Annotated in this window: 16 protein-coding genes; 7 read left to right on the top strand and 9 right to left on the bottom strand. The window is 73.0% G+C overall.

The annotated features are described in order from the left end of the window. Nucleotides 1-147 precede the first annotated feature (147 nt). Together WMF24_RS15400 and WMF24_RS15395 are read right to left on the bottom strand one after the other, a co-directional pair. A complete protein-coding gene (locus WMF24_RS15400) occupies nucleotides 148-744 on the bottom strand; it encodes a GbsR/MarR family transcriptional regulator (RefSeq protein WP_437737159.1) in 597 nt (198 codons plus the stop codon). 205 nt (nucleotides 745-949) lie between these two features. Further along, nucleotides 950-2,698 (bottom strand): phosphoenolpyruvate carboxykinase (GTP), encoded by a 1,749-nt coding sequence (locus WMF24_RS15395; RefSeq protein WP_437737158.1) that lies wholly within the window; start codon nucleotides 2,696-2,698, stop codon nucleotides 950-952. Between the two features lie 187 nt (nucleotides 2,699-2,885). Here WMF24_RS15395 and WMF24_RS15390 point away from each other — a divergent pair, with 187 nt between their 5' ends. Continuing rightward, on the top strand, nucleotides 2,886-3,743 hold the full coding sequence (locus WMF24_RS15390; RefSeq protein ID WP_437737157.1) for a metallophosphoesterase: 858 nt from the start codon (nucleotides 2,886-2,888) through the stop codon (nucleotides 3,741-3,743). Between the two features lie 20 nt (nucleotides 3,744-3,763). Here the strand turns inward: WMF24_RS15390 and WMF24_RS15385 are convergent, their stop codons facing one another. Then, the gene (locus WMF24_RS15385) at nucleotides 3,764-4,963 is read right to left on the bottom strand and encodes an aminotransferase class V-fold PLP-dependent enzyme (protein WP_437737156.1); all 1,200 of its coding nucleotides are present in this window, start codon (nucleotides 4,961-4,963) and stop codon (nucleotides 3,764-3,766) included. 403 nt (nucleotides 4,964-5,366) lie between these two features. On the opposite strand from WMF24_RS15385, the gene WMF24_RS15380 reads away from it, so the two are divergent. Then, the gene (locus tag WMF24_RS15380; RefSeq protein ID WP_437737155.1) at nucleotides 5,367-8,918 is read left to right on the top strand and encodes a protein kinase domain-containing protein; all 3,552 of its coding nucleotides are present in this window, start codon (nucleotides 5,367-5,369) and stop codon (nucleotides 8,916-8,918) included. Nucleotides 8,919-9,138: 220 nt separating this feature from the next. Beyond that, entirely contained in the window at nucleotides 9,139-9,822 is a 684-nt protein-coding gene (gene mutH, locus WMF24_RS15375) for a DNA mismatch repair endonuclease MutH (RefSeq protein WP_437738808.1), read from the top strand. Nucleotides 9,823-9,853: 31 nt separating this feature from the next. Here the strand turns inward: mutH and WMF24_RS15370 are convergent, their stop codons facing one another. Together WMF24_RS15370 and WMF24_RS15365 are read right to left on the bottom strand one after the other, a co-directional pair. Beyond that, a complete protein-coding gene (locus tag WMF24_RS15370; protein WP_437737154.1) occupies nucleotides 9,854-11,584 on the bottom strand; it encodes a protein kinase domain-containing protein in 1,731 nt (576 codons plus the stop codon). 289 nt (nucleotides 11,585-11,873) lie between these two features. Then, complete coding sequence (locus WMF24_RS15365; protein WP_437737153.1) at nucleotides 11,874-14,012, bottom strand: hypothetical protein; 2,139 nt, start codon at nucleotides 14,010-14,012, stop codon at nucleotides 11,874-11,876. 428 nt (nucleotides 14,013-14,440) lie between these two features. Between WMF24_RS15365 and WMF24_RS15360 the strand changes: the two genes are divergently transcribed. From WMF24_RS15360 to WMF24_RS15345, 4 genes are all read left to right on the top strand, one after another. Further along, nucleotides 14,441-14,671 carry a hypothetical protein gene (locus tag WMF24_RS15360; protein WP_437737152.1) on the top strand — a complete coding sequence of 77 codons (231 nt, stop codon included), beginning with the start codon at nucleotides 14,441-14,443 and terminating at the stop codon, nucleotides 14,669-14,671. A gap of 415 nt (nucleotides 14,672-15,086) precedes the next feature. Next, nucleotides 15,087-16,418 (top strand): HD domain-containing protein, encoded by a 1,332-nt coding sequence (locus WMF24_RS15355; RefSeq protein ID WP_437737151.1) that lies wholly within the window; start codon nucleotides 15,087-15,089, stop codon nucleotides 16,416-16,418. Further along, nucleotides 16,418-17,164, top strand: coding sequence for a hypothetical protein (locus WMF24_RS15350; protein ID WP_437737150.1), 747 nt, complete (start codon nucleotides 16,418-16,420; stop codon nucleotides 17,162-17,164). The genes WMF24_RS15355 and WMF24_RS15350 overlap by 1 nt, the downstream gene beginning before the upstream one ends. Beyond that, nucleotides 17,161-18,459: a DUF4147 domain-containing protein gene (locus WMF24_RS15345; RefSeq protein WP_437737149.1), complete on the top strand. Its 1,299-nt coding sequence runs from the start codon at nucleotides 17,161-17,163 to the stop codon at nucleotides 18,457-18,459. The genes WMF24_RS15350 and WMF24_RS15345 overlap by 4 nt, the downstream gene beginning before the upstream one ends. Nucleotides 18,460-18,523: 64 nt before the next feature. On the opposite strand, the gene WMF24_RS15340 is transcribed toward WMF24_RS15345, so the two are convergent. From WMF24_RS15340 to WMF24_RS15325, 4 genes are all read right to left on the bottom strand, one after another. Continuing rightward, on the bottom strand, nucleotides 18,524-19,528 hold the full coding sequence (locus WMF24_RS15340) for a hypothetical protein (RefSeq protein WP_437737148.1): 1,005 nt from the start codon (nucleotides 19,526-19,528) through the stop codon (nucleotides 18,524-18,526). A gap of 192 nt (nucleotides 19,529-19,720) precedes the next feature. Further along, nucleotides 19,721-20,302 carry an ExbD/TolR family protein gene (locus tag WMF24_RS15335; protein WP_437737147.1) on the bottom strand — a complete coding sequence of 194 codons (582 nt, stop codon included), beginning with the start codon at nucleotides 20,300-20,302 and terminating at the stop codon, nucleotides 19,721-19,723. 13 nt (nucleotides 20,303-20,315) lie between these two features. Then, nucleotides 20,316-20,882 (bottom strand): biopolymer transporter ExbD, encoded by a 567-nt coding sequence (locus WMF24_RS15330; protein ID WP_437737146.1) that lies wholly within the window; start codon nucleotides 20,880-20,882, stop codon nucleotides 20,316-20,318. 229 nt (nucleotides 20,883-21,111) lie between these two features. Next, nucleotides 21,112-21,732 (bottom strand): MotA/TolQ/ExbB proton channel family protein, encoded by a 621-nt coding sequence (locus tag WMF24_RS15325; RefSeq protein WP_437737145.1) that lies wholly within the window; start codon nucleotides 21,730-21,732, stop codon nucleotides 21,112-21,114. Between the last annotated feature and the right edge of the window lie 543 nt (nucleotides 21,733-22,275).

Below are 22,275 nucleotides of genomic sequence, written 5' to 3'. Positions count from 1 at the left end.
GCTCGAGACGACATCGCTCCGCTGGACCGTCCCAGTAAACGTTGTTGTCGCAGTCATCCCATCTCCACCTGGATGCACGAGCGCACGCAGCTCCCCGCACCGCGCGGGGCCCACGTAGCGGTCGAGCCCTCCGAAATCACGAGCCCGCTATGCGCCTCGCCGGGACCGCACGGCGCGGATCGGGAACCGGACCAGATCCCCGAACCGCGAGAAGTCCACGGTCCTGCTCTTGATGAACCCGTCGAGCGCCGTCTGCGCGACGATCACGAACGAGAGGAGCCGCTCCACCCGATCGAGGCTGAAGCGGGTCGCGTCGGTGGGCGGCAGGCCCTCGAGAAGCGCGGAGGCCCGCTCGAGCCGTTCCCTCACGGAGTCGGCGATCAGCCGCTCGCGCTCCGCGAACACTTTGGAAATCATCTTCCAGAAGTCCGTCTCGGCCTCGAAGAACTCCTTCCGCTCGCCCGGTTTCCATACCCTTCGTACTACACCCCACCTCTGCAGTTCTGTCAGCGACATACTCATGGCGCCGGACGAAACCTGCAGCCGCTCGCCTATCTCGGCGGCGGACAGGGCTCCACCCGCGATGAACAGGACCGTCCAGATCCGCCCGAGCACCCGGCGGAAGCCCCAGTGCTCGATGACATCGCCGATCGCGTCCGCCGCGAGAAGCTCCGCCTGACGGTGGATGTCGGTTGAAGAGCTCATTGAACTTTCAAAATTCTTTGAAGGAACTGTGTGGGCCAACCCGGACCGGCGTCAAGGCGCTCCCGACCGACCTCAGCACGAAACGGACGGGCCCGGCGCTGGCGCGCCCGCGGCCTGGCGACGCGGCGCGCCACGTCTCGGTGCTCTGCGGCGCGGCGCGGCGTGCGCCGCCGGTCGCGCGTTCTCGGAGTGACGTCGGGGGGTTCGGTTCAGTGCCGGCCGCGCTGCTGCGGCCGGCGCGCGCTCACGCCTGCATCCGGGCCGCGAGATCCCGGTTCTGCCGGAGCAGCGCCTCGGGCATGCGCGCGCCGAACGAAGCGAGGAACGCCTCGCGATCGAGCGCCTCCTCCCGCCACGCACCGCGGTCGATGGCGAAGAGCTCGCGAAGCGCCTCGTCGTTCACGTCGAGGCCGCTCGTGTCGAGCTCGCCGTCCGCGGGCATGATCCCGAGCGGCGTCTCGCGGCCCTTCGCCGCCCCGCTCACGCGCGCCGCGATCCAGCGCAGCACGCGGAGGTTCTCGCCGAAGCCCGGCCAGAGGAACTTGCCCGCGTCGCTCTGCCGGAACCAGTTCACGTGGAAGATCCTCGGGAACGCCGCGCGGCGCTCGCCGAGCTCGATCCAGTGCCGGAAGTAGTCGCCCATGTTGTATCCGCAGAAGGGGCGCATCGCCATCGGGTCCCGGCGGACGACGCCCACCTTGCCGGTCGCCGCCGCGGTCGTCTCGGAGGCCATCGTCGCGCCGAGGTAGACGCCGTGGGTCCAGTCGCGCGCCTCGCAGACGAGCGGCGCGAGCCGCGCGCGCCGCCCGCCGAACACGATCGCCGAGATCGGCACGCCCGCCGGGGCGTCGAACTCCGGTGAGATCGACGGGCACTGGCGCGCCGGCGACGTGAACCGGCTGTTCGGGTGCGCGGCGGGCTCCTTGCTGTCCGGCGTCCAGCGGCGGCCCCTCCAGTCGGTGAGCACCGGCGGCACCGGCCCATCGAAGCCCTCCCACCACGGCGTCCCCTCCGGCGTGAGCGCGACGTTCGTGAAGATCGAGCTGCGGGCCAGCGTCGCCAGGGCGTTCGGGTTCGTCCGCGAGCTCGTCCCCGGGGCCACGCCGAAGAAGCCGGCCTCGGGGTTGATCGCCCAGAGCCGACCGTCGGGGCCGATCCGCAGCCAGGCGATGTCGTCGCCGACCGTCCACACCTTCCACCCCTTCTGGGACGCGGGCGGCACGAGCATCGCGAGGTTCGTCTTGCCGCAGGCGCTGGGGAACGCCGCGCAGATGTACGTCACGCGGCCCTCCGGATCCTCCAGGCCGAGGATGAGCATGTGCTCGGCGAACCACCCCTCGTCGCGCGCCATCGTGCTCGCGATGCGCAGCGCAAAGCACTTCTTGCCGAGCAGCGCATTGCCCCCGTACCCGGAGCCGACGCTCCAGATGAGCCGCTCCTCGGGAAAGTGGCAGACGAAGCGGCGCTCCGGGCTCAGGTCGCCGAGCGAGTGCAGCCCCCTGCAGTAATCGTCGGAGCTGCCCAGCGCGTCGAGCGCGACCCGGCCCATGCGCGTCATGATCCGCATGCTCGCCACGACATAAGGGCTGTCGGTGATCTCGACTCCGACCTTCGCCGACGGCGACCCGACGGGGCCCATCAGGTAGGGAACGACGAACATCGTCCGCCCCTTCATCGACCCGTCGAACAGCCGGCCGACCTTCTGCGAGGCCTCGTCCGGCGACATCCAGTTGTTCGTCGGGCCCGCGTCGTCCTTGTCCCGACTACAGATGAACGTGAGGTGCTCAGTCCGGGCAACGTCGGTCGGGTCGCTCCGGTGAAGATAGCAGTCGGGGTATTTCTCCTCGTTGAGCGCGACGAGCGTGCCGTCGCTCAGCATCCCCTGGATCAGCGCCCGGTTCTCCGCCTCTGAGCCGTCACAGAAGACGACCCGATCGGGCCGCGTCTGCCGCGCGACCTCGTCGACCCACGCTGAAAGTTTCCGGTTCTGCATACAGCCAGGAGCCTAGCCCGCACCAGAAGGCCCGCCAAGGGACAGTACCGCTGTAGTAATTCACCAAATCTGGATGAACTGGCGACCTGCGCGCCACATGGCGACCCACAGCAACCGAGCGGCGGTGGCGGTGAGCGGCGGTCAGTTCGCACGAGGAGAAGCAGGGGCGTTCGGCTATGCTGGAGACGTGCAGCGTGTCGTCGACCTCCCTGATCGGGGCAGACTGATCGTCGCCACCGACTTTCAGGGGAATGTCGCGGATTTCGAGCGGATCGCCGAGATCTTCGAGCAGGCGGCGGCCAGCCGCGACGGCGCGGTGCTCGTGGTCACGGGCGACCTGGTGCACGGCCCCGAGCTCGACGAGAGCGAATGGCCCGATTACCTGGGTTCGTTCTACCGGGGCGACTCCGTGACCTTGCTGAAAAAGGCGAGAAGCCTCGCGGATCGCCACCCGGGCAGGGTCCATTACCTGCTCGGCAACCACGAGCACGCGCATGTCGGCGGCCCCGTGGTGGCGAAGTTCTTCCCGGACGAGGCCCAGCGGCTGGAGGAGCTCCTCGGCCCGGAGGACACGCTGGCGATGCGGAGCTGGTTCCGCGGGTGGCCGTTCGTCGCCGTCGCGCACACGGCCCGGATGGTCATGCTCCACGCCGCGCCGCACGCGCGCATCCAGAGCCGCGAGGACCTGGAGCGGCTCCCGCTCGACGGGTTCATGGACGTGCCGCTCACGGAGATGAGCCTGCAGGGGACGCTCGGCGCGCTGCTCTGGGCGCGGAGCACCTCGAGCGAGCGCGCCCATGCCTTCCTGCGCGCGCTCGACCCCGACGCCCGCGTGGCGGTCTACGGGCACGACGTCGCGCGCGCAGGGTACGCGACCGATCGCGAGCCGCTGCTCTGCCTGTCGACGAGCTTCGGCTGCTACGACGGCGACAAGCTCTACCTGGAGTGGGATCTCGCCGAGCCCGCGGAGAGCGCCACCGACGTCGCGTGGCGCGGGCTCCGGCCGCTGTACCCGGAAGCGCCGCGCGTGCACAGCGCTCCCTGACCGCCCCGCGGGGCGCCGCGCTAGCGGCCGAGCTCCTCGATGAGCGCGGCGACGCCCTCGTCGATCTCGGCGTCGGTGAGGTACGGCGCGGGGCCGATGCGGAGCGCGTCGCGCCGCGCGTCGACGAGCACGCGCCGGGCGCGGAGGCGATCCACGACGTCGCACGCCTGCCCGCATCGGACGGCGACGAAGCCGCCGCGCCGCTCGGGCTCGCGCGGCGAGATCACGTCGCCGCCGTGGCCCGCGGCGTCGAGGAGGCCGAGGATGCGCCCGGTCTGCCGCAGCGAGATCGCGCGCAGCCGCGGGACGGTGAGGCCGAAGCGATCCCAGTGCTCGAGCGCGGCGGCGGCGCGGTAGAGCGCGGAGGGGTCGAACGTGGAGCCCGCGAAGCGCGCGCCGCCCGGCGCGTAGGCGACGTCGCCGCCGCTGCCCGCGAGCGCGTCGAAATCGGCGAACCAGCCGGTGAAGACCGGGCGCAGCGCCGAGGCGCGCGGGACGCGCATCCAGCAGATCCCCTCGCCCATCGCCGCGTACTTGTACCCGCCCGCGACCGCGAAGACGTGAGGCGCCGCGCGGCCCCACGCGATCGGGACGACATTGAATGCGTGGTAGGCGTCGACGAGCGGGACGGCGCCGATCTCGGCCGCGCGCGCGACGATCTCGTCGAGCCGCGGCACCACCGTCGCGCTCTCGAAGAGCACGGCCGAGATCGCGAGCATCGAGGTGCCCGGCCGGAGCGCGGCGAGCAGCCGGTCGGCGAGCGCGGCGCGCGGCTCGACGCTCACCCACTCGACGTCGACGCCCTCCTCGGCGAGGCGCGCGAGCTGGCGCCTGAGCGAGTGGAACTCGCCCTGGGTCGTGACGATCCGCAGCGGCTCGCGCCGGGGCAGCGCCGTGATCAGCCGGTAGACGAGCTCGTGCGTGTTCTGTCCGAACGCGATGGCGTCGCCGCGATCGAAGCCCATCCGCTCCAGGATCGCCGCGCCGACCGCCGCGAGCTTCGGGAACACCGCGGCGTCCCACTTGTCGTCGGCGAGCCGCGCGGCGTCGTCGAAGCACGCGGCGAGCGCGTCGCGCGCGACGTCGGGCCACGCCTGGTGGGAATGGCCCGTGAGCAGGATGCGCGGCGCCGCGCCGGCGGCCGGCGCGAGGAAGCGCGAGTACGCCGCGCGGAACGCGTCGAGGTCGAACGAGAAGCCCTGGTCCACGTCTCCCTGCATTCCCGGCTCCCCGGTCGCGGCGCCGCGCGACGTGCGCGCGCGGAGCGGCGAAGCCCGGGCGCGCCCCGCTTACCCCACTTCCGGTGTCCCTTCCACCCGGTCGGCCCATGGATCTGCGCGCGAGGTGCGGGTTTCGTCCCCGGCGAGCGCAGCGCGCGACCGGGGCGCTCCGCCGCGCGCCCGAGGCCCAGGCGGCCGGACGCGAGCGTGACGACGGGGCGGCGCGACGCGCGGCGGGGCGCGCCCACGGCGCGTCCGATCATCGTAGGGGGAGGTAGCTCTCCCGGGGCCGGGCGGAGCGCGCGAGCGCCGGAGGGGGGTGGGAGGTTCCGTGACGCGCGAGGATCACTGCGGCGTGGGAGGGGGGCCGGCGCGCCGTCGCGCTAGACTGCGCAACCTGCCGATGCGACCGCGCGCGGAATACCTCGAAGGGCTCGTCGACCTCACGTCCCACGACGACCCGAACGTCCGGCGCGCCCTCTTCCGGCAGACGATCGCCTCGATCGCCCTCGTCGATGCGCTCGACGGCTCGACCCCGCTCGACTCCCTGAGCCCGGACGGGCTGCTGCGGAGCGTCCAGACCGCGATGGCCGACGGGCTGCTCGACGACCTGAGCTGGCTCGCGCCGGCCGCGGCGAGCGTGGCGCTCTACGAGATCGCCGGCGCGCTCCCGCACGGGCCCGAGCGGCGCGAGCTCGGCCGGCGCGTGCTCAACCAGCTCTACGCCGGCAACGCGGCGACGTTCGTCGCGCTCGCCACGCGCATGGCCGCCGGCTCGGCCCGCGGCCTCTCCGGGGCGGGGATCCGCGCGCGCGTCACGCTCTCGCTCTGGCTCCCGGCCGGCACGGACGTGCCGGTCGACCCGCTCGCGCTCCTCCTCGCCTCGCGGCGCGAGCTGTCGCGCGACTGGATCGCGGCGCCCTCGACCGGCTCGCTGCCCGAGCGTCGCCTCGCCGCGCGCCTCCTCGAGCGCGCCGCCCGCGAGGCGACCCGCAGGGCCATGCAGGGCGACGACCTGCCGCTCCGGCTGTTCCGCAACGTCAGCGACGGGCGCCGGCGCGATCTCGACCGCAGCGCCGACGGGATCGCGCTCGCGTGGCAGACGCTGCTCGCCGATCGCGAGCCGCTCGTCTGGCGCCACGTCGCCGCGGCGCGCGGGCTGCTCGCGGGGGTGCTGCCCGACTTCGCCGACGAGGTGCGCGCGCAGCTCGCCGAGGACCTCTCCCCGACCGAGTGGCGGCGGGGCGCGGCGTCGCTCGCCGCGAGCGTCGCGGTCGATCCGGATCGCGCGCTCGGCCGCGCGGTCGAGCTCCTGCGGAGCCCGCTGCTCGCGGCCGACCCGGGCATCGCCACGGCGATGGCGTGGGGCCTCCCCGTCGCGGCCGACGCGGAGCCCGAGGCCGCCGACGCGCTGCTCGACGAGATCGCGCGCGCGTCGCCGATGTCGACGGCGGAGGCGATCGTCGAGCTCCGCCGCGACCTGCGCGGGGCGCTGAGCCGCGCCGAGCCGATCGGCGCCCGCGCGGCGGCGCGGTGCGCCCGCGCGCTCGAGGACGCGCTCGAGGCGCCGCCCAGCGCGCACGCGCGCGACGACGGCCTCGCGGCGCTCGCGCGCGTCGTCCACCGCGATCTCTCGATGGACGGCGCCGGGGTCGCGCTGCTGCGCGGCGCGCTCGACGGCGCCGTCGCCGCGTTCGTCGAGACCGGGCCGCGCGAGGCGCACGGGCGCGCGCTCGAGGCGTACGGCCTGGCGGCCGAGGCGGTCGGCGCGCTCGAGGAGATCGAGCTCAGCGATCTCGACGACGCGCAGAGCGCCGCCGCGCGGCGCGCGGCGGTGGGGCTCGTGCGCGAGATCGACGCCGAGCTGCTCGGCTCCGGCCTGCTGAGGAGCCTGCTGCTCCTGAACCGCCGGCCGAGCGAGGACGCGACCGGGGTCGCGTCGCTGGACGACCTCGACGAGCGGCTCGCGCGCTGGCTGCTCCGCGCCGAGGGGTCCGCCGCGCGCGCGGGCGCGTCGCCGGCGCTGCACGTGACCGTGCACCAGCGCAACCTGCGCGCGCTCATCCACCTGATCGACGGCGAGAGCACCGATTTCGGCGGTGAGCCCGAGCTCAAGGCGCGCGTCCTCGCCCGCTGGACGGGCGCGATCAGCGTGCTGCTCGACCGGCTGCGCGCCGACCGCGGCTCGTCGCTCCGCCGCGCCATCGCGGCGTCGGTCGCCCGCGGCCTCGACGCGCTCGTGCGGGAGGGGGCCGCCGACGCGGCCGACATCTTCCTGCACGCGGCGATGCGCGGCGGCGACCCGGACGACCTGGAGGTGCTCGGGCAGGCCAGCATGCACCCCGACGTCGCCCAGCTCCTGCGCGCCTACGCGCGGTTCGCGCGCGGCGGGCGCGAGGGCGGCGCGCGCGCGCCCGACAGCGACGCCGCGGTGTCGGTCCGGTCGACGCGGCAGGGGGCGCTCGACGCGGAGCTCGCCGAGGCCGAGCGCGCGCGCGCGGCGCTCGAGCGCATCGCCGCCCTGGACGCGCTCGTCACGGCGTTGCCCGCGGGCGCGTCGCAGCGCACGGAGATCGTGCGCGGCGCGCTCGCCCGCCTCGCGCGCGCGCTCGGGGCGGTGAACACGGCCGGCGCGCTCAGCGCGCTGACCGCGGCGGGCGACGGGGACGCGGACGCCTCGCCGCTCAGCGCCCTCGAGGACGCCCTGACCCGCCTCGCGCAGCTCACCGCCGGCGCTCGCCGGCGCTGCGGGGAGCACCCCGCCTCCGCGGCATCCGGCCCGACCGAGCCGCTGCGCCTCGCCATCGAGGTCGCGCTGCAGGAGGAAGAGGACGAGGACGTCAAGCCGGGCGTCGCCGCGCCGGTCGAGGCGCTCGTCTCGGCCGCGCGCGCGAGCATCCCGGGCGCGCTCGCCGACATCGTCGCGCTCGTGGTACCGCGGATCCTGGGGCTCCCGGTCCGCCGCCCGAGCGCGCCGGGCAGCGTCGCCCGGCCCGAGCAGCCGCTGCCCGCGTGGCTGCCGAGCCGGCGCACGCTCGGCGGCTTCTACGTGCACCGCCAGCTCGGCGGCGGCTCGCTGGGGACGGTGTTCATCGTCACCCGCACCGAGGAGCGCCACGATCCGTCGGCCGAGCGCTTCGCCCTCAAGGTGCCGGAGTACGATCACACGGCGGCCCGGAGCGTCTCGGAGGCCGACTTTCTCCGGCTGTTCCGGGAGGAGGCGGGCGCGCTCCTCTCGCTCCCCGATCACCCGAACCTCGCCCGCTTCGTCACGTTCGACGCGGGGGCGCGCCCCAAGCCCATCCTCGTGATGGAGCTCATCGAGGGCATCCGCTGCGACAAGCTGCTCGACGCGCGGGGCCTCACCTCGCGCAGCGCCGTGGCGCTGCTCGACGGAATCCTCGCCGGGCTCGAGGCCATGCACGCGGTCGGCGTCGGGCACCTCGACATCAAGCCGACCAACGTGATCCTGCGCGGCGGGCGCGAGCCCGTGCTCGTCGACTTCGGCCTGGCGGGCCGCCACATCCGCCCCGGCTGCGCCACCGGCTGCTACGGCGCCCCGGAGATCTGGGGGGTCGTTCCGCCCGGGGTCACCCCGACCCCGCTCACCGCCGACATCTACAGCTTCGGCTGCCTCGCGTACGAGGTACTCACCGGCAGGACGCTCTTCGACGGGCCCACCGAGGTCGCGCTGATCACGGCGCACGTAACGCACGACGGGCTGCCTGCGCCGGTCAAGCGCCTGGCCGACGAGCCCAGGACCGCGGACGTCGCGGCGTTCTTGCACGCGTGCTTACGCCACAACCCCCGGGACCGGGCGACCGCGTCCGCGCTGCGCGAGATGCTGCTCCGCATCACCGGCCAGCTCGCCGACCTGAGGTGGCCGCTCGATGATCCGCGGACCGCAAGGCATAGCACCGCTGGATCCCGCAGAAGCCGTACAGGAAATTCCTGACTCAATTTTCCTCCCAAATCCGGCGGTCCAAAGGAGGGATTTAAGCAGTAGGCTTCTTCTCGGCGGCGCGTTCGGGGGGGCCGCGTAATCAGGCCGCCATGGCCCCCGGGTCAGCGCTGCTCGATTCCCATCGACGTTCCGGCGCACCCCGGCGGCCAACCTATCTCGAGCGCGGAGGAGCGCTGGCGTCGCGCCGGTCGACGTCCTAAGGGCGGCGTTGTTGATCTCGGCCCTCGAACCGCCTTGCGACGAAGGCGAGCTGCGCCGCCGCGCTGCCGCGCTGACCGGCATGACGCTCGCCGATCTCGCGCGCGCGCTCCAGCGCGCGGTGCCCCGGGGCGGCGTGCGCACGAAAGGCGCGGCCGGCGCGCTCGTCGAGCGGGCGCTCGGCGCGACGGCCGGGTCGACGGCCAGGCCCGACTTCCCCCACCTCGGGATCGAGCTCAAGACGATCCCCGTCGACGAGGACGGGGCGCCGCAGGAATCGACGTTCGTGTGCTCGATCTCGCTCTCGGACGCCGATCGCGCGGAGTGGGAGACGTCGCGCGCTCGCGCGAAGCTCGCCCACGTGCTCTGGGTGCCGATCGTCGCCGCGCCGGGGCGGCCGAGCGAGGAGCGGCGGCTCGGCGCCCCGCGGCTCTGGCGGCCGACAGCGGCGCAGGAGCGCGTCCTGCGCGCCGATTTCGAGGACCTCATGGGGCTCATCGGCATCGGCGCCATCGAGGGGCTCACCGCGCACGCGGGGCGCTGGCTGCAGGTGCGGCCGAAGGCCGCGACCGGGCGTTCGCGGACGCTCGCGTTCGGGCGCGACGGGGAGATCATCGCCGCGCTGCCGCGCGGCTTCTACCTGCGCCCGAGCTTCACCGGCGCCATCCTGGGCGATCCGGCCGCGATGCCGGCGTGATCGGAGCGGCGGCGCGCGAGCTCGCCGCGCGTCACTTGCAGGGGACGACCTTCTTGGTGCCGTCCGGCATCGTCGCGTAGCACGTCTCCATCGAGAGATCGCTGTTCACGGTCACGGCCGGCGAGACGGTGCGCGGCGGCCCCGGATCGTCCTCGGGAGCCGCCGTCGGCCCCGCCTGGCGCCCGCGCCCTCGCCCGCCCCCGCGCGGCGGCTTGCCGGGGCCGGCGCTCGGCGCCGTCGTGGCCGCCGCAGCCGGTCCGGTGCCGCCGTCCGCGGATGGCCCGGTCAAGCCGACGCCCGCGTCCGTCGCGCCCGCATCTGCCGCGGCCGCGTCCGCTGCGGCCGCGCTCGTCACCGCGGGAGCCGCGTTCTCCGCGTCGCCCGCGGGGACGACGTTCGGGGGCGCGGCGGCCGTGTCCGGCGCCAGGGGCGGCGGCGCCGGCTCGACGGTCGCCGCGGTCTCGCTCGCCGGAGGCGCGACCGCTGGACTTGTCTCGTCGCCGCCGCCGATGGCGAACCGGCTGCGCTGGAACGTGAGCGCCCCCCACGCGCCCACGGCGACGGCGACGGCGCCGACGGCCACGTAGAGCAGCGGGCGCCCCCGGCGCGGGGCCCCGTCCTCCGACGGCGGCGTGGAGCCCGTGGTGCGGGCGGCCTTGTCGGTCACCGACGGGCCGCCGGTGCTCGTGCGCGACAGGCGCGACGACGTCCTCGCCATGGCCGCGCGCGAGGCCGGCGGGGGCAGATCGAGCTCCGCGGCGTGCAGGCGGAGGATCCCCGCGATCGTCGTGCGCGTGCCCGGCGCGGCGTACGGCGCGAGCGCCTGCACGAACTCCGTGATCGACTGGTAGCGATCCTCGGGCTCGCGCGCGATCGACTTCTCGATCACCTCGACGAGGCCCTCGGGCACCTCGGGGCGGAGGTCCTGGAGCGGCTCGGGCGGCGACGTGTAGATCTTCGCGCACAGCTCCGGGAAGCTGTCGGCCACGTACGGCGGCCTGCCGCCGATGATCTCGAAGAGGCACACGCCGAGCGCGTAGATGTCCGTGCGGGGATCGACGCTCTTCGAGGAGCGCATCTGCTCGGGGGACATGTACAGCGCCGAGCCGAGGATCGTTGTCGTCTGCGTGAGCGAGACGTTGCCCGTGTCGCCGGTGAGGATCTTCGAGACGCCGAAGTCGAGCACCTTGATGAGCGGCGTGCCGTCGGGCCGCTTCGTCAGGAACAGGTTCGCCGGCTTCAGATCGCGGTGGACGATCCCGAGCGAGTGCGCCTCCGCGAGCGCCTCGCACGCCTGGACGATGTGATCGATGCACTCGCCGATCGCGAGCGTGCCCGCCTCGGCGGCGTGGCACGCGAGATCCTCGCCGTCGAGCAGCTCCATCACCATGTACGGCTCGCCGCTGTCCAGCGCGGCCACGTCGAGCACGCGGACGACGTGGGGCGTCTGCAGCTTGGCGACCGTGCGCGCCTCGCGCATGAACCGCTCCGCCGCCTCGGTGTACGACATGAACTCCGGCAGCAGAAACTTGATCGCGACGCGCGTATCGAGATCGAGGTGCAGCGCCTCCACGACGAGGCCCATTCCCCCGCGGCCGATCGTGCGCTCGACGCGGTACTTGCGCGCAATGACGGTGCCAGGGGCGATCGTGTAGACGTTGTCAGCCCTGGGTTCCCCCGCGCCGAGCGGAAACGCAGCCGTCTCCGGGCCGACCGGGTCGTCTGCGTCGGTCGAGTCCGGCTCTCCAGAGGAGCGCGCCATCGAGCTAAGGTATACACGTCGCGCTTCTGCGAAGCGATTCCCCTCACGTCGCAGGAATGCAAAGTGCTGCGAAAAACCTCCGCGCGGGTGGGACGATGGCGCGGGAGAGGCGCAGGCGGGCGCGGCTTGACGCCGGCCTGCGGCCTTGGCGCACCGTCGTCGCTGCACCTGCCGCCGACGTCGGCGGGGCCTCTCGCTCGGCGCGCCTCACCGGTCCGCTGGAGCCAGCGCCCCCGGACTGCTCCTCAGGCCCGGCCCCGCGCCCGTGCCTTGCTGGTTGACAGCGGGCTCAGCGGGTGCGCGCCGGCGGGGTCCTGGAGCGGCGCATGCTCGACGTCGAGGAGGTCCGGTGCGGACCCTCCGTGCCGTGCGCCGGCGTCTGCCGCGTCGCCTTGAGGTTGCCGAGGTCGGCCTCGATCTCGACGCCGAGCGCCCGACAGCGTCGGATGAGCCGCTCCAGATCGACCCCTGCCTCGATCAGCAGCCCCGAGGGGGGCGACGGGTCGACGAACATCTCGGCGGCCGGCCTGCGGGTGCGGAGCAGCTCGCGGATCTCGGGGTCCTCGATCCAGAGGAAGCCCGAGGCGCCGACGAAGCTCGCCTTGCCGATGACCACGCTCGCCTGGATGAGCATGCGCGAGATGGTGTCCGGCAGCGGCGCGACCGCCTCGATGCGCGCGCGCAGGGCGTCGCTGTCGAGGCCGACGGAGAGGGCGCGCGCGATCGAGGGCGGCGTGAGCAGGAGATCGACCTGATCGCCGACGCGGCCGATCTCTGCGAACGCCGAGAGCCCGAGCACGGCCGAGACCTTGGCGCCGGTGCCGACGCGCAGGGCGTGGGCCTCCACGAACTTGCTCTTCGTGTTGTCCGAGCTCGGCGCAGAGCCGGCGAGGAGCGCTCGCCCGCGCGGCGTCAGCCGGAGCGCCAGCTCCGCGCTGGCCGCGTCCTCGGCCCCGCCGAGATCGATGATCCCGAGGGCGGGCAGCGACTCCAGCGCGATCCGCCGCGTGATCTCGGGGATCTCCGGGGCCTCCACCGAGGCGCGCTCGGCCCAGCGACGGACCAGCCGCTCGACCCCGGCGATGCGCTCGTCGGCGGCGAGGTAGCCCTGCAGCGACTGCCATGGGACCCAGCGGCCTTCGCCGAGGTCGTGCAGGGCGTCGAGCACCATCTCGCGCAGCGCGCTGATCGGGCTCGCGTCGCGGTTGTCCGAGGCGACCCGGAGCACCTCCCGCTCGGCACGCGCCTCGTCCCACGCGCCGCCGCGGCGCCATGTGGTGAACAGGAGCGGCGTCAGCTCCTGCACCTGGAGCGAGCCGGGCGGCGTGGCCGGCGAGGCGGACGACGCGTCCCAGAGCCCGACCGCGCGCGACAGCGCGGCGACGAGCGCGACGCTCTCGACGTCGCGACCGAAGCGCTGCGCGAGCCGGACGAGCAGCGACCGCGGCGTGCCGACGCCGGGGCGGACGTCGCTGCCCGGCTCGCGCACGCAGTACGCGAGCGCCAGCGCGAGCATCCCCGGATCCGACGCGAAGCGCGCGCGCCGCGGCGCGTGGTCCTCCTCGAGGACGAACGAGCGGATCTGCTCCCGCCGCTTCTCGCGCATCCGGCGGCGGTCCGCGCCGACGATGGCGGCCACCTCGGTCGGCACGACGTGCCGGTTCGGGTGGATCGGGATGAGGAACGCGCGGCGCTCGAGCGCGAAGCCCGCCCCGCGGCGGCTCGCCGTCACCCCGCTCGCGCTGCGGAGGCGCATCGGCTCCCGCTCGAGATCGAGCAGCTCCTGCGTGTCGACCTCGCCGCCGACCGACTCGATCGCCTCGAGCAGGCGGCGCTCGACGGGCGCGAGGCGGTCGATCTCGTCGCGCAGCCGCTCCGGATCGCTCAGCGTCTCCCACGCGACCTCGAGCGACAGCGCGATGGGCGGCGTGGCCGGGCGGCCGAGGTAGTGCGTCGCGATCGCGCTCATCGTCTCGAAGGGCGCCTGCGCCAGGAGCGCCCGGATCGCCCGCGGGTCCTCGCTCTCCCAGCTCTTGAGCTGGACGAGGAACGCCGCGGGGAGCACGAGCTCGATGCCCTCATCGGTCTTGCGCGCGTAGACGACGCCGCGGGCGATCAGCGGCTCGAGCCCGGCCGGGAGCGACGGGACCACGAGCACGCCGCCCGCCTCGGCGATGCGGTGGAGCAGCTCGCGGCTGGCTGTCGGGAGCCGCGACGGGTCGCGCACGTCGGGGAGGCCGACCAGCGCGCGCGCCGCCTGAGACGGCGCGTCGATGCGCTTCGCGGCGTCGATGCGGATCCCCATCCGCGTGATGAGGCCCTTGAGCTCCGACTCTGGAAGCGCGCGGAGGATGGCGTCGAGCCGCCTCGGCGACTCGTCGAGCTCAGCCTCGTCACTGCTCGCCATGCCTCCCGATTCGCGCGTCACCCGACCTAGCTCCTCATCTGCGGGGAGTCCCCGCCCCGACTGTCGTCCGTTGGTCGTGGTCATGTTCTCGACCTATCTCCTGGATATCCAATGACCGACGTGAACCAGCGGAATAGCCAGCCTCCTAACGTACACCAGGATGCTCGTCCAGCTTCAAGAAATCGAGCACTTTCCTTCCCCGTTTGCATTTTCGCTCGCTGGCGTCGTCGCGCTGTTCCTGTTTGTTCTTGCACGCCTCACGCCTCGCGCGTCTCGTCGTTACACGTCACACGTCGCTGTTACATGCCGCCGTCACGCACAGGCATCACGCGTCGGCGCCACGCGTCGGCGTTGCACGCACCTCGGCCATCTCGACGTCTCGTGTCACGCCGCCCCGCACACGTCCCGTCGTACACGCATGCGCTCGTACGCGCTCGCCAGGAGCCCGCATGGCCGGCGTGGAGCGGCGCGTTCGCCGTGATGGGGTGCGCGACGCGCGCCAGGACGCATTGAGCGTCGTTGCATCGTGGGCATCGTGCGCACCGCGGCCATCGTGCGCCGTCCGTCGCGGCGTTCGTCTTCATAGTTCTTCACGTTCCGGCGTCACGCTCATCGTCGCGTTCGTCTTCACGCTCGGTCTGGCGCTCGGTGTTGCGCACATCGTTCCCGCTGGCCATTGATGTTTGTCACGCGAGGTCCACCCGCAGGATCCCGCCGCAGCGCGCAGGCTCTCCCCCGCTCCCGCTGCGGGGACTCCCGTCGTGCGACGCGGTCGCGGCGCCGGCATGTCGTGCGGCCGGCGTCGTCGCTGGCAAGCGCCGACCGGGACCGCCAGATCGCTCACGCGGGACGCTCCGCGACGAGCCGCGCTTGCCTTCCCGTGCGCTCGCGTGGGAACGTCGCACACCTCCCTGATTTCCGGCCCCCGTCGAGGCGCATCATGCCGTGCTCCACGCCGCACGCCCGAAGCTCCACACCGCACGCTCGAAGCGACCAGTCCTCCAGAAGGCGCGCACACCCGCGGTTCACCCCCCTCAGGCGATTCCTGAGTGACCCGGCGCCCGCTGCGCCCAAGCGGCCCGGGGGAGACCCCTCTTGATCCTGCGCGATCCGGTCCACGGCCTCATCGAATTCGAGAGCGGCGAGGCGGCCATCGTCCCGCGCCTGCTCGGCGCCCGCGAGGTCCAGCGGCTGCGGCGGATCCGTCAGCTCGGGCTGACGTCGCTCGCCTTCCCCGGCGCCGAGCACACCCGCTTCGCGCACGCGCTCGGCGCCGCCCACGTGATGCGCCTCCTCATCGCGAGATTCCGCCAGATCGATCGCGACCTCCCGTTCTGGCAAAGGGTCACCAGCGACCGCGCGCGGGACGCGATCGCCGCAGCGTTCCTGCATGATCTCGGCCATGGCCCGCTGTCGCACCTCTTCGAGGAAGCGATGCCGGGAGCCCTCCACCACGAGCGATGGACCGAGCGCATCCTGCTCGATCCCTCCTCGGACGTGCACCAGGTGCTCGTGCGCCAGGATCCCTACCTGCCGCAGCGGGTCGCCGACCTCATCGGCGGGCGGCACGAGCTGCCTTACCTCGCGAAGGCCGTGAGCGGGACGTTCGACGTCGATCGCTGTGACTACCTGCTGCGCGACGCGCACGCGACGGGCGTCCGTTACGGCGAGTACGACCTGCCATGGCTGCTGCGTAGCCTCAGGTTCAGCGACGTCCAGGTGGAGATGCCCGGCGGAGGCGCCGCGTCCGCCCCACCTGCGCCCTCGCTCGCGATCGACGGGACCAAGGGGATGAGCGCGATCGAGTCGTTCCTCCTCGCGCGCTACTTCATGTTCCAGCAGGTCTACTTCCACAAGACGACGCGGAGCGCGGAGTGGATGATCGGCGCCATCCTCCGGCGTGTCGTCGCCCGGCTCGCCGAGGGCGACCGGATCCCGGAGGTGCCCGCCGCGGTCGCCGCGATGGCCTCCGGCGAGATGCCCACGCTCGGGGAGTACATCGAGCTCGACGATCAGGTCCTGCTCGGGGCCATCCACGCCTGGGAGGAGGCGCCCGATCCGGTGCTCTCCGATCTCGCCCGGCGCCTGCGCGTGCGCTCGCTCTTCAAGGCGCTCGAGCTGTTCCCCGAGCCCGGCGAAGGCCCGGCCGAGCACGACGCGCGGCGCGGCGAGGCGCTGGAGACCGTGCGCGCGATCGCGCAGGGCGCCGGGCTCGACCCGGATGTGTACGTCGGCGTCGACATCGCCGAGGACACGCCCTACGCGGAGGACGAGTCGCTCCAGGTGGTTTATCCGAGAGGACGCCCGCGGCGCCCCGCGGAGGTGTCCTTCTTGCTGGACCGGCTGCGCAACGAGACCATGACGCGCACCCGGATTCTCTTCGCGCCCGAGCTGCGGGACGCTGTGCGGGAGGCGCTGATACGCTGATGATCATCTCGAGAAGAGCAGCCCCGGGATCGTCCGAGCCCGCGCGCCGGCGCCGCGCCCGCGCTGCGGCGCTCGCCGGCGCCGCAGCGGTCGCGGCGCTCGCGGGGGTGTCCACGGCGCGCGCGGAGAACGACGGCGCCTACGGCCGGCTGGACGGCGATCTCGAGCTGCGCGCGGGCGCGGGCGCCTCGCTCGCGGCGGGCGGCCCGGCGCTCTGCGCGCGCGCCGCCGCGGTCTACCTGCAGACCGCCGGGCTGTACGCGCACTACACCGACGCGCTCGGCGCCGAGGGGACGCCCGTCGCGCGCTCGATCGCGGGCGGCGTCTTCCTCCAGCCGCTCTTCCTCGCCCGGTACGCGAGCGATCTCGAGCGCGGGCCGCCCCGGCTCGACCTCTTCCTCGACTCGGTGGCGCTCGGCGTGGGCTCGTTCTGGGAGGCGCCGCCAGGCGCCGGCCTCGCCGCGGAGCCGGGGCTCGAGCTGTCGCTGTCGCTCGACGTGCCGCTCCTGGGAGACGCCACGGGCCCGTTCCTCGGCGTGCGCGGCGCGCTCCGCTGGCGAGGGACGGAGCTCGCCGGCGCCGAGCGCGCGCGCGACGCGCAGCGGGCGCTCGTGTCGGTCACGCTGAGCTGGCACCACCTCCTCCGCGTTCACATCGTGGACGCGGGCGATCGTTCCTACGCCCGGGGCCGCGCCCCCGCCGCGGTGGCGTCGAGGAGCAACGCGGCGGGGGCGAGGAGCCCGTGAGCGCGCCGCTCGACGGGCTCCGCGCGGCGCTGGTGGACGCGCTGCGCGCCGGGCTCGCGGAGCTCGATCCCGCAGGGCTCGTCGAGCGCGCGCTCGACGACGCCGGCGCGCCGAGCGGCCGCGTGTTCGTCATCGCGGCGGGGAAGGCGTCGCTCGGGATGGCGCGGGGCGCGCTCCGCGCCTGGGGAGACAGGATCGCCGGAGGGCTCGCCGTCACCGTCGCGGCGCCCGCGCCCCCCGCGCGCGATCTGCAGGCAGCGACGAGCGACCCGGAGGGAGCGGCGCTGCGCCCGCTGCGCGTGATGCGCGCGGCGCACCCGATCCCCGACAGCCGCAGCGCGGACGCGGCCGCAGCGGCGCTCGCGATCGCGGCCGCGCTCGGGCCGGACGATCGGCTGCTGGCGCTCATCTCGGGCGGCGCCTCCGCGCTGCTCGCGGCGCCGCCGCCGGGCGTGCCGCTCGCCGAGAAGCAGGCCCTCGTGGCGGCGCTCCTCGAAGGAGGCGCCCCGATCCAGGTGGTCAACCTCGTCCGTCGCCATCTCTCTCAGATCAAGGGCGGGCGGCTCGCGGCCGCGGCCGCGCCGGCGCGCGTGCTGACATTGCTCATGAGCGACGTCGTCGGCGGGCTACCTCACGACATCAGCTCGGGCCCCACCGTCCCGGATCCGACGCGCGTGGAGGACGCGCGCGCCGCGCTCGAGCGCTGGGCCCCGCAGCACGCGCGGCTCGCGCTCGCGCTCAGCGAGTCGCTGAAGCCAGCGGATGCGCCGCTCGTGGAGACGCGCACGCTCGCGGATCCGGAGCGGCTCGCCGAGCGCGTCGCCGCCGCTCTCGCGGCTCGGACAGGGCTCCGCGCCGTCGCCGTCCCGGCCGAGGACGGCGACGCGCGCGCGATGGTGGAGCGTCGACTCGCGCTCGCGCGCGCCCTCGCCCCCGGGGAAGCGATCGTGATCCCGTGCGAGCCGACGATCGCGCTGCCGGCGCGGCGCGGCGCCGGCGGCCGCGCGGGGTGGATCGCGCTCGCCGCGCTGCGCGACCTGCCGCCGGACGTAGCCCTCCTCTGCGCGGCCTCCGACGGCGCCGACGGCAGCTCCGGCGCAGCGGGCGCCGTCGTCGCCCGCGCGGCAGCGGCCGCGATGGACGCCCGCGCGATCGAGGCGGCGCTCGCGCGCTGCGACGATGCCGCCGTTCACCGCACCCTCGGCACGCGCGTCGAGCTCGGGCCGACCGGTCACAACCTCACCGACGTGCACGTCGTCGCGCGGGACTTCGCCTGCGACGCGCGCCCGCGCTGATCACCACCGCGAGCGGCGCGCGCCGCCCGCGGCGCGGCCGGTCACGCCGCGCCCTCGCGCCCCGTCACTGCGGCTCGGCGATGGCCGCGGTCGTGTCGCCCATCGCCTCGCGCACCGCGAGCGCCAGCGCGCAGCTGTTCGCCTGCCGCTGCCGCGCCGCGAGCACGTCCGACTCGACGGTCGGCGTTCCGCCGATGAGGTTGGCGCTCGCCTCGCGGCGCACGCGCAGGATCGGCTTGCCGTCCGACAGCCGCCAGACGCCGACGCGCGCCATGTGCGGCGCCGCGAGCAGCGCCTCGGTCGTCGTCGCGCCCTCGGCAGGCTCGTCGAGCACGAGGAGGTAATACTGCGCCCGCGTGAGGAGCTCCGCCGCGAGCGGCACGTCGTCTCGCATCGTGTCGTCGAAGCTCGACTCGAGGAGCCGCAGGCGGAGCTCGCTCGAAGCGTCCTGCGTGTCGCGCACCCACTCGTCCGAGAGCACGTGCATCGTCCTGTACGCGACGCGCAGGTTGAACGGCTGCGCCGGCCGGGAGCAGCGCTCCGCCTCGTTGCAGTACTCGCCCGCGGGGCAATCCCGCGTGCGCTTGCACTCCGCGCCCGCCAGCGGGTTCGGGTTCGGCACCCGCAACAGGCACGCCGTGAACGCGTCGCGGAGCGACTGCTGCGCGTTCTTCCGCACGGCCTCGACGCTCGTCGCCTCGTCCACCCGGAGCCGCAGGTAAATGCCCGCAAGCTCACGAAAATTCCACGATTTCAGCGCCTCGTGATCCACGAGGTCGGCGGCGGCGCCCCGCGCCAGCTCCAGGGTCCAGCCCTCCACGCGCTCGCGCATCGGGAACCAGCGCGGACCGAGCTCCACGGCGACGGCGCGCTGGCGCGCCATCAGCTTCTGGCGCGCGCTCTCGATCTGCCCCTGGGACCACTTCCAGTGCAGGATCGCCGAGACCGCGAGGATGAGCGCCGTGTAACCCCAGAACTTCGCCGGGGGCATGCGCAGACTGGCGCGCGCCTCCCGCGCCTTGTGGACCGAGGGCAAGCCGCGTTCGCGGGGCGGCTGTTCAGAGGACATAGGAGAGGCTCCGCGCAGGAGGCCCCAGCCCGGTCGCGCGGGCAGGACAGCCTCCTCCACACGGGCAGCGTAGAGCGAAGGCCGCGCCGAGCGCGCCGCTGGAGCCACCACGTTCGATGGTGACGCCGGGGCCGCCAGGCATCGCCCGGCGCGCCCCGTCCTTCTCTGCTCGATAGGTCAAGAAGCGGGGGACTATTGCGACTTCGGCAGCTTGCTGACCATGAAGCTGACGTTCGGGTAACCGGCGAAGGCCGCGGTCTGGAACACGCTCTTCACGACAAGCGCGGGCACGTTCTGATCGACCTGGAGGATGCACACGCCCGGGAACGGCTTGTTCGGCTGCACCTGCTTCCACAGCTCGCGCTTGTTCTTGAGCAGGTTGAAGAGCTCGTCGATCTTCTGGAGGCGCCCGAGCTCCTCGATCGCGCGGGTCGACCCGGCGAGGGCGCCGTCGACGAGGATCTGGTTGCCGTTGACCGCGACCATCGGCGCGTCGATGACGTCCTCGACGTTCTCGGCCTTCGGGAGCCTGACGTTCTTGTCGACGGCGATCTCACCCGATGCCGAGAAGGACATCAGGAGGAAGATCACCGTCACGACGAGGAAGTCGATGAAGCTCACGAGGTTGAGCGACGCGCTCGGGCTGCGAGCCCCGTGACCTGACACCTTGTTCCACACGAACCGGAGCGGCACCCCCTTCATCAGCCGGCGGCCCGGCTTGTGAATCACGTGGGCGTGCGGGTTCTTGTGGCGCTTTGTGCTGAACCTGTCCATGTGCGCTCCTGCCTCAGCGGACCGAGAACGTCATGTTGAAGACGGGGACCTGCTTGTTCCCCTCGGGCAGCCGCATCTCGCGCTTCGGCGCGTAGAGCGCGTCGAGCACCGCGATGATCTCCTTGAAGGGCGTGCGGTTGTCGGTGTGGAGGATGGCCTGGTCGAGCTTCTTGTCGCTCGGGTCCCGGTGGCCACCGTGCGTCTTCCACTCCTCCTCGATCCGCTTCGCCAGCTCGGGGTAGCGGACGATCTTCGAGGACGCGTCGCCGACCTCGACCTGCGTCTTCGGGACCTTGATCTCGTTGACAACCGTCGCGCCCTGCTTCCACACGAGCCCGAACTCGGTCTCGCCGATGTGCAGGTTGAGCACCTTCTCCGGCGTCTGAGGGGTCAGCTCCTTGTTCGGATCCGGTGGGCCAGGGACCTGAGCGTCCGCGTTCATGCGCGAATTGGTGACCCAGACCGCCGTGATCAACAGGAATGCAATCGTGACCATCAGCAGGTCGATGAACGGGATCATGTTGATCTCGGTGTTCGTCGACCGTTTTTTGCCGCCATCGCCGACGTCTACGCCGCCCATAATGCCTTCCCAAATGTGAGCCCGAGCTCACCTGTCCAAGTTGTTCCGGGGGACGCCCTGCCCGCTGCTCGCGGAGGGCCACCATGCTGGGTCTGACTTCGTCGCCCTTCCGAAGTTCCCGGGGCCCCGGCGGCGCGCGAGGCGCCAGCCGGGGCTTCGAGGCGAGAGAGCGGGCCCAGGCGAAAGCGCACGGGAGGGGCGCTCGACGTCCTGGGCCCGCCGAGGACCATCAGGCTGCCGCCTGACCGACCGCTGCGACGTTGACCTTCTGGCGGTTCGCGACGACGAGGTTCAGGATCTGCACCGACGCCTCGTTGATGTCGTCCTCGATGTGCTGCGTCTTGCCGTTCAGCACGGCGAAGCCGATGAGGCCGATGATGGCGACGCCGAGGCCGAAGGCCGTGCAGTTCATCGCCTCGGAGATACCGGCCGCGAGCACGCGGGCCTTCTGGCTCGGGTCGACCGACTCGCCGGCGACGGAGCCGAACGACTTGATGAGGCCGAGCACCGTCCCGAGCAGGCCGGAGAGCATCGCGAGGTTCGCGAGAAGCGCGAGGTACGAGGTGCGCGCGGAGATCTTCGGCAGCTCGCGGAGCGCCGCCTCGTCCATCGCCGCCTGGACCTCCTCGTCGGGGCGGTTCACCTTGACGAGGCCGGCCTGGACGATGCGGGCGAGCGGGGCATTCGCCGCCGAACACATCTTCACGGCCTTGGCAACGTCACCCGCCAGGATGCACTTCTGCATGGTGGCGAGGAACACATCCTTGTTGATCGACGAGCCGAACAGGTAGAGGGAGCGCTCGACAATGATGCCGATCTCGATGATCGACCAGAACAGGATGGGCCACATGGCCCACCCACCCTCTTTGAAAGCTTCGTATGCTCCGTGCATTGCTTCTGTCCTCCAGTTCGCCTCGCGTCCCCGGGATGAGGTATCGCGCAACTCGACCGTTTCCCTATGTCAGACTCATTTTGCCGAGGGGCGGCAGTCTTTCGCTCACACGTAACAACGGATGAGAGGCCCGTTCGCTTGGCGACGCTGGCCGTGGACGGCGTGCTCCTGTCGCTCTCTGGCGAGATGCGCACGGGACGCTAACCGAGCGGCGCTGGCCTCTGCAAGAGTCCTGATCGTGTCTCCTGGTCCCGACGCCCGGCGCCGTCCCAGCTCTCTCACCTGTCGTCCAAGACTGACTTCGTCGTCACGCCGGAGGCCGTCATGGTTCCGGGCGCGGCTCCCCCCCCGTTCACCCTGGAGCGTGCCGCCCTGTCGTGGCCAAGCTACGCGGATGCGCCCGGGGGACTCGCGCATCTTCGCGATTGAGACCCGGCGCCGTCAAGAGAGATTTGGCCACACGTGAGCGCTCTGATGCGGGCAAAACTTTACAACAATCGC

Origin of the sequence: Sorangium sp. So ce1335 (genome assembly GCF_051521615.1) — a bacterium.
Taxonomy (GTDB): domain Bacteria; phylum Myxococcota_A; class Polyangia; order Polyangiales; family Polyangiaceae; genus Sorangium.
This window is presented reverse-complemented; position numbering and strand designations above follow the sequence as displayed.